Source organism: Rothia sp. HMSC062F03, from assembly GCF_001836905.1.
Lineage (GTDB): Bacteria > Actinomycetota > Actinomycetes > Actinomycetales > Micrococcaceae > Rothia > Rothia mucilaginosa_A.
Genome location: NZ_KV830898.1, coordinates 65,016 through 77,229, shown reverse-complemented (window position 1 = coordinate 77,229; position 12,214 = coordinate 65,016). Strand labels below are relative to the sequence as shown.

Here is a 12,214-nt window from a genome sequence, read left to right as displayed (position 1 = left end):
GGTCGGTTCGGTAGACGGCGGCCTTTCGGCCAAAGTCTAGTTAGTTGAAGAAGTCGTCCCCGAGCTCGCGGTCGCGGGCGATGCGCTGCTCGCGGGCCTTCTCCAGCGAGGCAATCTGCGACTCCACCTCAATGAGCTCACGCTCGGCAATGCGGCGGTTTGCGGCCTCAATCTCGGTCGTGCTCATGCCCCTCTCCCAGGTGTCAAGGGAACCGGGACGCAGGTCCTGCTTCTGGCGCTCCACCTTGGCGTTGAGCTCCATTTCCTTCTCCTGCATACCCTCGCGCACGCGGGCTGCGAACTCGACGGCCTTCAGCGCGTAGGGCTGCAGGGGCTTGCCAATCGGCGAATCGAAGAATTTTGCCATCTGAGACTCCGGGTTGAGGGCCAGCTCGCCGTGCTCACGCTTGAGCAGGGCGCTACCGGGGGTACGCTGTGCGGGCTCGGAAGAAGAGGCTCGTCGGGAGGCAAGGTAGCCCGCCGCGGCACCGGCACCGAGCAGAAGAACGGAACGGAGCAGACCCATTAGTTCTCACCGCCCGCGGAGGTGCCACCCTGCTGGCCGGACTTGTTGCCGCCGCGGAAGGCCTGGCGCACGCCATAGGAGAAGGAAGCCACCTTAATCAGCGGCTGGCCCACGGTCGAAGTCACCAGCGAGGACAGGGCCGAAACGTTCGCGGAGGCGTCCGAAACGTTCGAGGTGATGTCGTCAACCTTCTCGAGCTGTTCGTTGGTGGTCACCACGGTGCGGGTCACCTCTTCAATGAGCGGCGCGGTGCTCTGGTTGAGCGAACGAATCGTCACAATCAGCTCATCAAACACCTTGGTCAGGCGAATAATGGGAAGGGCCAACAGCGCCACGAGAATCGCGAAAACTCCCGCCGCAATCAGGCCTGCAATATCTCCGCCAGTCATCTGTACCTCATTTCGCGTAACGCATGGTGCTTGTCAATAGTCATACTCACCGGCGCGCCGCCGTGGCGCATCGGTCGGACTGCCTACACAGTTCAATCCCCTATTCTAGTCGAAAATTCCTTCTCGCGCCCCTTAAACTCTCATGAAACTCCCAGGATTGAACAATTCACAGGTTCCCGAATAAGCCGATGCGAAGCCCGCATCCGAGGGGCAGAACCCCAAGCCGGGCCCTTAAACGGGAACAACCCGTCCCCCACCGAAACGGTACGGAACGGGTTGCTTCTCGAAAAATCGAGATTATGCCAGACGCGAGTAGTACTCAACGACCTGCTGCTCGTCGCAGATCACGGGGATCTCTTCACGCTTGGGCTTACGCTCAAGCTTTGCGTGCAGCTTCTCAATCTCAACGTTCAGGTATGCGGGAACCTCGGGCAGAACTGCCTGGTGCTCGCCAGCAGCCGCAGCCTGGAAGGGGGCAGTCTTCTCAGCCTTGGGGTGAACGTGGATCAGCTGGCCGGGCTTGACGAGGAACGAGGGGCGGTCCACGCGAACACCGTCAACCAGAATGTGACGGTGAACAACCATCTGACGTGCCTGTGCAATGGTGCGGGCGAAACCTGCACGCAGAACCAGGGCATCGAGGCGGGTCTCGAGCAGCTCGACCAGGTTCTTACCGGTCTGGCCCTCGGTACGCTTTGCCTCGAGGTATGCGCGGCGCATCTGTGCCTCGCGGATGTTGTACTGAGCGCGCAGACGCTGCTTTTCCTTCAGCTGAGTAGCGTAGTTGGAGTCAGCCTTCTTGCGGGCACGGCCGTGCTGGCCGGGGCCGTAAGGACGACGCTCGAGGTACTTTTCTGCCTTCGGGGTCAGTGCAATGCCCAGGGCACGGGACTGACGCACGGTACGGCGGGTGCGGTTGTGCTTAGCCACAATCTACCTTTCTATGTGAGGCTCCTGCACCCTCACGGGTGGGGCCTCGGTCTGTTTGGATACTGGCCTCCTCGGGTGACCTCGCCGTGGCCCGCGCGCGACCGATTCGGTCGTTGCTGCGCGGCGGTGAGGCGGAGAGCGCGAGGCAGAGTACCTCGCAGCTACATTACTCATGCTCGCACGGATGCGGGCATAGCAATTGCCAGACCCGTCAAGCTTACCGGATGCGCCCCAGCTTTACCAGCCTTTTGGGGAATCTTTAGTTTAAATTGCCGTTCGTGTGGGTTTTTGACATATACCCACACGAACCCCACGGGAATATTTACACCCGTCAGAAGCATTTAGGGGAGCCTTCCTCGCAAAATTGCCGGGTGTAGATGTTGGATTGTAATCATTCCGTTATTTTTAACCTGTGAATCTATGGGATTAGCTTGATTTCGAGCTCTCGCATCGCCTAGACTAGGCATACAAGCTTGGCGTCCGCCCTTCCGGGATTGGCCGACGGTCAAGACATCTATCACAACTCAAACTCTGATGCGGTGCGCAGTACGACCGAGGTACTGCGCATCGCTTTCTGTTTGCGCTCAGCCCTATACTGCTGCTTGCTCTATACGGCTACCTGCCTGCCGAGGCGCGCCACTCCCCCGGTGGTCAGCACTCAAAGTAGTAGACGGCTCGATGGGAGCCACGTATGCTAACGGGTCGTATCCTGCACCGGAGCCGCATCCAAAATACGGCGGATACGCTCACGACGCTCCGTCAACGTACGCTCAAAACCGTGCTGAGTCGGCTCGTAGTACACCGTGCCGCGCAGGGTATCCGGCAAGTACTGCTGCGCCGCCACGTGGCCCGGCGCATCGTGCGCATAAATGTAGCCGTCGCCGTGACCAAATTGCTTAGCCCCCGCATAGTGAGCGTCGCGCAGGTGCACCGGAACCTGACCCGAGGCACCCGCACGCACATCCGCAATTGCGCGGTTAATCGCGTTATACGCGGCGTTCGACTTCGGCGCGAGCGCACAATAAATCACCGCCTGCGAGAGGATAATGCGCGCCTCCGGCATGCCCACCAGCGCCACCGACTGCGCCGCGGCCGTCGCCACCTGCAGGGCCTGCGGATCAGCCAGGCCAATGTCCTCGCTCGCCAGAATCATGATGCGCCGCGCCACGAAGCGCGGGTCCTCGCCGCCCTCCAACATGCGCGCCAGATAGTGCACCGCGGCATCCGCGTCGGAGCCGCGCATGGACTTAATGAACGCGCTCACCACGTCATAGTGCTGGTCACCCGAACGGTCGTAACGAATTGCGGCGCGGTCCACCGCTTCCACGGCGTGCGCCAGGGTGATGCGGACAGGGGCGGCGGGTTTCGGGGACTTCTCCCCCGCCGGTTCATCTGAAGCCTCGGATGAGTTGGCGGTATCGGGGTCGGCGAGGTCAGTCTCTTCAGCCTCGGTTTCTGCAGCGTCGATTTCTGCGGGGCTGGTTTCTGAAGGGTTATTTCCCGCAACTTCAGCCTCGCTAAACGCAATCGCAGCCGCCGCCTCCAGCGAGGTCAGGGAGCGGCGAGCGTCGCCTCCCGAAACCGCCGCGAGGTGGGCGCGCGCATCCTCATCAATGACCGCCGCACCGCCAAAACCGCGCGGATCGGCCAACGCACGGTCAATCAGACGCTCAATATCGGACTGCTCCAACGAATGAACCCGCAACAGTAGCGAGCGCGAGAGCAGCGGCGAAATAATGCTGAACGACGGGTTCTCGGTCGTGGCCGCCACCAGAATCACCCAGCGGTTCTCCACGCCGGGCAGGAGCGCATCCTGCTGAGCCTTCGTGAAACGGTGAATCTCATCGAGGAAGAGCACGGTGGTCGTGCCGTACATGTCTCGGTCGAGCAGCGCCTGATCCATGACCGCGCGAACGTCCTTCACACCCGCGGTAATCGCCGAAAGCTCCACGAACTTGCGGCCCGGCGCGCGCGCAATCACATGCGCCAGAGTGGTCTTACCCGTACCCGGAGGGCCGTACAGAATCACCGAGGACGGGCCTGCTGGGCCGGCGTTCTCCCCCGCCAGCACGCGCAGGGGCGAGCCGGGGGTCAGCAGGTGCTCCTGGCCGAGAACCTCGTCAATGGTGCGCGGACGCATGCGCACCGCCAGGGGTGCGCGGGACGCCGAACGGGCAGAGCGCGCACGCGACGCAGAGGGGCGCGAGGAGGCGGGCTCCTCGGCGGGCGCACCAATCAGGCTCACGCGGTCCCCGTCGTCGGGCAGCTCAAGATCAAAGAGGGAATCAGCCATAGTCTTACTCTATCGTTTCACAGGCTTGAGGTGGGTTCGGGGTGCGGATTTACAGGCGTGGATTTAGCTCGCGGCGTGAAGCCACGGGTTTTATCAACGGGGTTTTCGATAGGTTCGTGCTTCGCCGCGGGTTTATGACCCAGGAGTAAAGTTACAGATCCGGGGCAATCCGCTAGCCCAACGAGGGCGCTGAACTAGCCCCTCGAGGGCGCCGGCTTAGAGGGTCTCGCTGTCGAGAATCAGGGTCACCGGGCCGTCATTGACCAGCTCCACCTGCATGTCCGCGCCGAACACGCCCGTCTCAACGTGCAGGCCACGCTCACGCAGCGCCTGAACATAGTCGTTGAACAGCGGCTCACTCACCGCACCGGGCGCGGCGGCAGACCAGGAGGGGCGGCGACCCTTCTTCGCATCCCCGTAGAGGGTGAACTGGCTGACCGCCAGCACGGGCGCACCCTCATCGAGGAGGGACTTCTCCCCCTCCAGCAGGCGCAGGTTCGCGGTCTTATCGGCCAGCTTCGCGACCTGCGCCGCGCCGTCGCCGTGGGTGATGCCGACCAGTACCAGGTAGCCGGGCCGGTCAATCGCGCCGACCGTCTCGCCGTTCACGCGCACCGCCGCGCGGGTTACGCGCTGAATAACTACTCGCATCGTTCACCTTTCATCATGGAGCCGGCTTTCGCCGGGCTCGAGCATCTCTTTCGATACCATCCGCGGCGGTCGGTTTAGAAGGAGCCGCAGTTCTAGAGCCAGCCGCCTCAGAGCACGCCGCGTAGCTGCACGGCACGCAAAAACTGGTTCGCCGCCCGCGGGGTACGGAACTCAATAAAACGCTTCTGCAGATGCTGCCCGCGAGCCTCCGCCAGCAGCTGGCCCACGTGCGGGTAGCTCCTCCACGTGTACCGAATCATGTTGTCCGGGTCCCGCAGAATATCTTTCAGCGGCGGTTCCACGTTATCAGCCCACAGCTTCTGACCCGTCACCGCACGGCGCACCGTCCGGCGAACCACACGCCACATGACCACCGCACGGCTATAGCGCAGGTAAATCACCACGTCCGCGCGCTCCAGCAGGCGGCCGCGCACCTGCGGATACTGCCACTCCGTAATCCACGCGGGCCGCTCGATGAGCGCCTGAACGTCCGCCTCAAAACTAGGGCGCGGAGTCCAGTTCGGACCCCAGTGCAGCGAGTCCATCTCCGTGTGCGGAATGTCCAGGATGCGCCCCAACCGCGCCGCAAACGTCGTCTTACCGCTACCGCTCGGGCCGGCAATCAGGATGCGCATGCTCCCCTCCCCCCGCTGTTCTCTCGCGTATCCATTGACAAAAAGGTGGGCTGCGACCCTGCACAGCAGAATACACAGCCCACCCTCAACGGCGACCCCGGCAAGACCCGAGCCTCACAGCTCGGAGCTCAAAGCTCAAGACTCAATGCCCCGCCGGGTAATCGCCGCACAGCCCCGCACCCCGCACGGGGTGCAAGACCAAAGACTGGAGAAGATTACTCCTCGTCCTTCTTCTTCGGCTTGAAGTCCACGCCAGCTTCCTTACGCTGCTCCGGGGTAATCGGAGCGGGTGCGGCGGTCAGCGGATCGTAGCCGTTACCGGTCTTCGGGAACGCAATAACCTCGCGGATCGAATCAACGCCAGCCAGCAGAGACACAACACGGTCCCAACCGAACGCAATACCACCCATGGGCGGTGCGCCGTACTTGAACGCATCCAGCAGGAAGCCGAACTTCTCCTGAGCCTCTTCCTCACCAATGCCCATCACGCCAAACACGCGCTCCTGCACGTCGCGGCGGTGAATACGGATCGAACCGCCACCGATCTCGTTACCGTTGCAGACAATGTCGTAGGCGTAGGCCAGAGCCGAACCCGGATCGGTGTCGAAGGTGTCCATGAACTCGGGCTTCGGGGAGGTGAACGCGTGGTGCACAGCGGTCCATGCGGAGTGGCCCAGAGCCACGTCACCGGACTCGGTAGCCTCAGCAGCAGACTCGAACATGGGGGCATCAACAACCCACACGAAGGACCACTCGTCGTCCTTAATCAGGCCGGTGCGGTGACCAATCTCAACACGAGCAGCACCCAGCAGTGCACGGGAAGCCTTAGCCTCACCAGCAGCGAAGAAGATGCAGTCGCCGGGCTTCGCGCCGGTAGCCTCAGCCAGACCAGCACGCTCAGCGTCAGTAATGTTCTTAGCCACGGGGCCGGTCAGCTCACCGTCCTCCTGAATGAGAACGTAAGCCAGGCCCTTAGCGCCGCGCTGCTTAGCCCACTCCTGCCAAGCATCCAGGGTGCGGCGGGGCTGGGATGCGCCACCGGGCATCACCACGGCACCCACGTAGGGAGCCTTGAACACGCGGAAAGTGGTGTCCTTGAAGTACTCGGTCAGCTCGGTCAGCTCCAGGCCGAAGCGCAGGTCGGGCTTGTCCGAACCGTACTTCTCCATCGCGTCCTTGTAGGTCATGCGCTGAATCGGGCGGGGAACCTTCACGTCAATCAGGTTCCACACGGCCTCAACGATGCGCTCGCCCAGGTCAATGATGTCTTCCTGGTCAACGAACGAAGCCTCAATGTCCAGCTGGGTGAACTCGGGCTGACGGTCGGCGCGGAAGTCCTCATCACGGTAGCAGCGGGCAATCTGGTAGTACTTCTCAATACCGCCCACCTGCAGCAGCTGCTTGAACAGCTGCGGGGACTGCGGCAGAGCGTACCACGAACCCGGAGCCAGACGAGCCGGCACCAGGAAGTCGCGTGCACCCTCGGGGGTGGAACGGGTCAGGGTCGGGGTCTCAACCTCAATGTAGCCGTCCTCGGCCAGCAGGTTGCGTGCCGCACGGTTCGCTTCCGAACGCAGGCGCATGATGCGGGCCGGCTCCGGGCGGCGAAGGTCCAGGTAGCGGTAGCGCAGGCGCGCCTCCTCACCCACCTCAACGTGCTCGTCAATCTGGAAAGGCAGCGGGGCCGCGGTGTTCAGCACCTCAACGGTGGACACCTCAACCTCAATCTCACCGGTGGCCAGGTTCGGGTTCTCGTTACCCTCCGGGCGCTTGGAAACCTTACCGGTCACGCGCAGAACGTACTCGTTGCGCAGGTGCTCGAAGTCAGCCTCGTTGTGGAAAACGCACTGGGTGACACCCTCGCGGTCACGCAGGTCAACGAAGGCGACGCCACCGTGGTCGCGGCGACGAGCCACCCAACCGGTCAGGGTGACGGTCTCTCCAATGTTTGCGGCGGTCAGCTCGCCGTTGGTGTGAGTGCGAAGCACAGACATTCCTTTCATAGCGAGCACCTCACGACTATAGACAGTAGCCGGGTACTCGCGGTTGATGATATGCGCACACTGCGTGCGCCTTATCCATTGTAGCCCGTCTTGCCGGGGCATGGACTCTCTCGCGGAAGGAGGTTGGTAGGGGCTGCGAGGGGCGGTTTCGGTTTGTGGGTGGTTTAGTCGCGTTTGGGGTGGTTAAGACCCACCGCAGAAGCGACTAAACCATGTTTCAAGTGACTAAACCACCCACCGGACTACTCAGACCCCGATACTAGATCACCCAGAATCCACCCGACGGGACGAACCCCTCCCCTGTGGATGGGCAACCTTCTTCGTCTTCAGCCGAGTTATCCACAGATTTTGATTTTCGCCACGTGCAACGGCCACGATATGACAGCCTGATGGGTATGAACTCCCTAACCGCCCCCACCCCACGAACCGTCGAACTGTACTCCCTTGTGCTGACCACGCGCATCCTTAAACTGCGGGGAATCGGCGCGAGGGACGTCAACAAACTGATAGCCTCCGGGGCCATCCAACGCATCCAGCGAGGAGCCTACATCTACGCCTCCGATGCTACCGGCCTTCGAGACGATGATCGGCTTCGAGTACGATGCATCGCCGCCCACAAGGCCGGCCTTCGAGGAATCTTCTCGCACGAATCAGCCGCGGTGCTCTGGGGGCTCGACCTGATAGCCGTTCCGGCAAGGCTCAACGTGTGCAGCAACGCTAAAAGTCCCTCGGACCGAGGGCGAATCCGTCGGTACAGATATGCTCTTGACTCCGACGAGGTGACCGTAATTCCGGGCACAGCCATTCCCGTGACAACAGTGACTCGCACGCTGCAGGATTGCGTGCGGACCATGCCTTTTCGGAACGCCGTGGTGCTGACCGACTCCGTGATGCGGCGGGGGCTCCTGACGCCCGAGGCTGTGACCGACGCCCTCACGCACCTTACGGGGCGCGGCCGCTCGAATGGGTCGCTCGTTGTCCGGGCGATGGATGCATCCAGCGAGTCGGCCGGCGAAAGCCTCACCCGATGCCTACTCATGGAGCACGAGCTGCCCTCCCCCGTGACCCAGTACCCGATTGTGTGCGAGGGTCGACGCTACCGAACGGATTTCGCCTGGCCCGAGCTACGGGTCATTCTCGAGTTTGACGGTGAACAGAAGTACGTCGATTACCCGGGCCGAGACCGGCAGGAGGCGGCCCGCGACCGGGCGCTCACCCGCGCCGGCTGGACGGTTATACACCTGACCTGGGCCGATATCTTCCAGAAGGAACCGGAAGTCGTGGCCCACCTGCGGAGGTTGCTTCTGCGGTGAGCCCGGTCGCCTCTCAATGGGTCGCGGTTTCGGTTTGTGGGTGGTTTAGTCGCGTATGGGGTGGGTCTTAACCATCCCAAAAGCGACTAGCCCATCCACCGGGTTACTAAACCACCCACCGGGTTACTCAGCCCTGCCACTAGACCACGCAAAACCCGCCCGGCAGAGAGGCTAACATCCTCCCCACCGGGCGGGTAAACGACAGACTTACAGCGGCCAGATAATACAGCAGCCAAATATTACCGCGGCCAAGCACCGCAGGTATTACAGCCCTACTATTTACAGGCCTTCAGCGCGCACAATCTGAACGTGCAGGTCCTCAGCCGGCGGCATCCACGAATTCGGATCGGCGGGCACCTGCTCACCCGAACGGATATCCTTCACCTCGTGAACCGGGGCACCCGACTCATCCGAAGAGATGAACCACACGAACGGAATACCGCGCTTCTCGGCGTACTTAATCTGCTTGCCGAACTTCGCGGCGTTCGCCGAAACCTCGCAGGCGATGCCGCGGGCGCGCAGTGCATCCGCAACATCATTCGCGGCCGACCAGCCCTCATCATTCGTCAGGGCCACGAACACGGCCGAAGGCACCTTACGGCTCGCCTGCGCAAAACCCTGCGACAGGATGCGAGCCACCACGCGGGTCACGCCAATGGACAGGCCCACGCCCGGGTAGGTCTTCTTACCGTTCGAGGCCAGCGACTCGTAGCGACCACCCGAGCAAATCGAACCCAGCGACTCGTGGCCGACCAGCACAGTCTCGTACACGGTGCCGGTGTAGTAGTCCAGACCGCGAGCAATCGACAGGTCAGCCAGCACCTTACCCGGCGCACGGCGGGCCGCCTCCTCAATGACCTCGGCCAGCTCAGCCAGGCCCTGGTCCAGCAGCTCGTGCTCCACCGAATACTTAGCCGCAAGCGCACGCACCTGCTCCACGAAGGATGCATCCTCGGTACGGATCTGAGCCAGCTCCAGGGCGGCCGCGGCAGCCTCCGCGCTCGCACCGGCCTCGGACTGAAGCTCCTCGGCCACGCGCTCCGGACCAATCTTCTCCAGCTTGTCGATGGAGCGCAGCACGGCCGCGGTGTCGGTCAGGCCCAGGCCCAGGTAGAAGCCCTCGGCCAGCTTGCGGTTATTCACGCGCAGCTTGAAATCGGGAATCGGCAGCTTCGACAGCGCATCGACAACGACCAGCGCGAGGGTCACGTCGTAACGGAACGGCAGCTCGCCGTCGCCAACCACGTCAATATCCGCCTGGGTGAACTCGCGGGCGCGGCCCTCCTGCGGGCGCTCGCCACGCCAGACCTTCTGAATCTGGTAACGCGAGAACGGGAAGTTCAGGTAGCCGGCGTTCTCCACCACGTAGCGGGCAAACGGCACGGTCAGGTCAAAGTGCAGCGCCAGCTTCTCCTTGGCCTTCGCGGAGTCGTCCTCCTGCAGGCGCGAGATGGCGTACACTTCCTTGTCGATTTCGCCCTTGCGCAGCAGCTGCTCGATGGTCTCTACCGAACGAGTCTCAATCGGGGAAAAACCGTGCAGCTCAAAAGTCTCACGCAGGGTGTCGAGAACGTGGTTCTCAACCAGTCGTTCAGCCGGAAGATACTCGGGGAAACCAGACAGCGACGCCTTGCGAGCCATGCGCTCTACTCCTTGATAAAGAACTCGACAACAAAACCCCGGCGCTCTACGGTGCCGGGCATATCTATCATCATACCAACACCCGCACGCACGGCGGGGGTTCCCGCATTCGCCGGATGCGGGGCGCGGGTCGGCGGGAACGCCCAAACGCCCGGTGTGAGTGATGCCGGCGGCGGCCCTCCGCAGGGGCACGTTGGTCGATTCAAGCCGAAGCACCCGCGGGCACGCGTAGCGGCGGGCGGTTCGCATGCGCGGTAACGGAGGCAACGCAGGTAGCGGCTCAACGGAATTGCCGGAGCCCACATGCGCGGCGGCGGGCGGTTCGCCACGAACACAACACGACCGGACACTACTCACGCGAGGCCCGTACCGGCTATGCTTAGGAGGTGCACACGCACAACCCAACGGGTGCCCCGCGGCTGGCCGCGGCCCACGCCTCGGCGAGACGGCGCGAAGGCGCTCCCCGCATCCGGCACCCCCGAGTGAAAGAGTTATAGCGGTGACTACCAAATCCGACGACACTGTAAACCTCGAGAAGGCCCGCCAGTTCGGTCGCGTCTCCGAGGACGGCCACGTCTTCGTCATTGTCGATGGCGAAGAGTACGCCGTAGGTCAGCTGCCCGGCGCATCCGAAGATGAAGCGCTCAGCTACTTCGCCCGTAAGTTTGAAAACGTTGAGGCGCAGGTCGCTCTGCTCGAGTCGCGCCTGGCCAATAACGCCCCCGCCGCGGATCTGCAGAAGGGCATCGCCTCCATCGGCTCGCAGATTGGCGTGCGCAACATGGTCGGCGACTACTCCGGCCTGCAGAAGCGCCTCGTCTCCCTCGCTGAGCAGATCGCCGAGCTTGGCGAGAAGCAGCAGCAGGCCCGCACCGAGAACCGCGAACGTGCCCTGGCCGTGCGTGAAGAGATTGTGGCCGAGGCCGAGCAGATTGCCGGCCAGGACCCCGACCAGATTCACTGGAAGAACTCGCATACCCGCATGAACGAGCTGTTCGAGGCGTGGAAGAAGGCTCAGCGTGAGATTCACCTGGCCAAGAGCGTGGAGGACGAGCTGTGGAAGCGTTTCCGCGCCGCCCGCACCACCTTCGACCGCAACCGCCGCGCACACTTCTCCCAGCTGGACGACCGCAACGCACGCATCAAGCGCGCGAAGGAAGAGCTGATTGCTCGCGCCGAGGAGCTGTCCACCTCGACCGATTGGTCTGAGACCTCCCGCGCGTACGGTGAGCTGATGCGCGCCTGGAAGCAGGTTCCGCGCGGCCACCGTCGCGAGGACGACAAGCTGTGGGCTCGTTTCCGTGCCGCTCAGGACGTGTTCTTCAACGCCCGCCACGAGGCTGAGGCCGCGCAGGACGCCGTCTACGCCGAGAACCTGAAGGTCAAGGAGGCACTGCTGGAGGAGGCCCGCGCGCTCCTGCCCGTTGAGGATATTGAGGCAGCGAAGGCCGCCTTCGAGAAGATTCTGGATCGCTGGGATGCGGCTGGCCGCGTGCCCCGCAACGACCTGCGCCGTATCGACGGCGAACTGCGCCGCATTCAGGACGAAATCAACGGCGCCGAAGAGGCAAAGTGGAAGCGCAACGACCCCGCCAAGGCGGCACGCGCGAACTCCCTGCTCGCACAGATCGAGGACTCCCTCGCCGAGCTGGAGGCAGAGCTGGCCGCAGCTGAGAAGGGCGGCGACTCCAAGAAGATCGCCAAGGCTAAGGAAGCTCTGGAGGCGCGCCGCGCCTGGGCAGCAACCCTGCAGGGCTTCGGCAACTAGGGTCTAGCCGACGGTCTAAATAACGGTCTAATTAACGCCGAGAAGCCACATGTGTTTCGAAAAGC

General features: G+C 62.8%; 11 protein-coding genes. 2 read left to right on the top strand and 9 right to left on the bottom strand.

Annotation, left to right across the window (positions count from 1 at the left end; translation table 11 throughout):
* Window positions 1–40: 40 nt before the first annotated feature.
* From HMPREF2674_RS07920 to HMPREF2674_RS09590, 8 genes are all read right to left on the bottom strand, one after another.
* Complete coding sequence (locus tag HMPREF2674_RS07920; RefSeq protein WP_049343760.1) at window positions 41–526, bottom strand: hypothetical protein; 486 nt, start codon at window positions 524–526, stop codon at window positions 41–43.
* Window positions 526–915: a DUF948 domain-containing protein gene (locus HMPREF2674_RS07915; protein WP_049334273.1), complete on the bottom strand. Its 390-nt coding sequence runs from the start codon at window positions 913–915 to the stop codon at window positions 526–528. The genes HMPREF2674_RS07920 and HMPREF2674_RS07915 overlap by 1 nt, the downstream gene beginning before the upstream one ends.
* Before the next feature lie 297 nt (window positions 916–1,212).
* Window positions 1,213–1,845 (bottom strand): 30S ribosomal protein S4, encoded by a 633-nt coding sequence (gene rpsD, locus HMPREF2674_RS07910; protein WP_049334274.1) that lies wholly within the window; start codon window positions 1,843–1,845, stop codon window positions 1,213–1,215.
* A gap of 694 nt (window positions 1,846–2,539) precedes the next feature.
* Entirely contained in the window at window positions 2,540–4,138 is a 1,599-nt protein-coding gene (locus HMPREF2674_RS07905) for a replication-associated recombination protein A (RefSeq protein ID WP_070825370.1), read from the bottom strand.
* Between the two features lie 216 nt (window positions 4,139–4,354).
* Window positions 4,355–4,789, bottom strand: a complete 435-nt coding sequence (dtd, locus tag HMPREF2674_RS07900) for a D-aminoacyl-tRNA deacylase (RefSeq protein ID WP_070825369.1) — start codon at window positions 4,787–4,789, stop codon at window positions 4,355–4,357.
* Window positions 4,790–4,896: 107 nt separating this feature from the next.
* Window positions 4,897–5,424 carry a P-loop NTPase family protein gene (locus HMPREF2674_RS07895; RefSeq protein ID WP_070682025.1) on the bottom strand — a complete coding sequence of 176 codons (528 nt, stop codon included), beginning with the start codon at window positions 5,422–5,424 and terminating at the stop codon, window positions 4,897–4,899.
* 215 nt (window positions 5,425–5,639) lie between these two features.
* Complete coding sequence (aspS, locus tag HMPREF2674_RS07890) at window positions 5,640–7,412, bottom strand: aspartate--tRNA ligase (RefSeq protein ID WP_049346328.1); 1,773 nt, start codon at window positions 7,410–7,412, stop codon at window positions 5,640–5,642.
* 419 nt (window positions 7,413–7,831) lie between these two features.
* Entirely contained in the window at window positions 7,832–8,074 is a 243-nt protein-coding gene (locus HMPREF2674_RS09590; RefSeq protein ID WP_246826206.1) for a hypothetical protein, read from the bottom strand.
* A 204-nt stretch (window positions 8,075–8,278) separates the two neighbouring features.
* On the opposite strand from HMPREF2674_RS09590, the gene HMPREF2674_RS09585 reads away from it, so the two are divergent.
* Complete coding sequence (locus tag HMPREF2674_RS09585; protein WP_246826205.1) at window positions 8,279–8,740, top strand: endonuclease domain-containing protein; 462 nt, start codon at window positions 8,279–8,281, stop codon at window positions 8,738–8,740.
* A 279-nt stretch (window positions 8,741–9,019) separates the two neighbouring features.
* On the opposite strand, the gene hisS is transcribed toward HMPREF2674_RS09585, so the two are convergent.
* The gene (hisS, locus tag HMPREF2674_RS07880) at window positions 9,020–10,381 is read right to left on the bottom strand and encodes a histidine--tRNA ligase (RefSeq protein WP_070825367.1); all 1,362 of its coding nucleotides are present in this window, start codon (window positions 10,379–10,381) and stop codon (window positions 9,020–9,022) included.
* Between the two features lie 499 nt (window positions 10,382–10,880).
* Between hisS and HMPREF2674_RS07875 the strand changes: the two genes are divergently transcribed.
* The gene (locus HMPREF2674_RS07875; protein ID WP_049343778.1) at window positions 10,881–12,149 is read left to right on the top strand and encodes a DUF349 domain-containing protein; all 1,269 of its coding nucleotides are present in this window, start codon (window positions 10,881–10,883) and stop codon (window positions 12,147–12,149) included.
* Window positions 12,150–12,214: the final 65 nt, after the last annotated feature.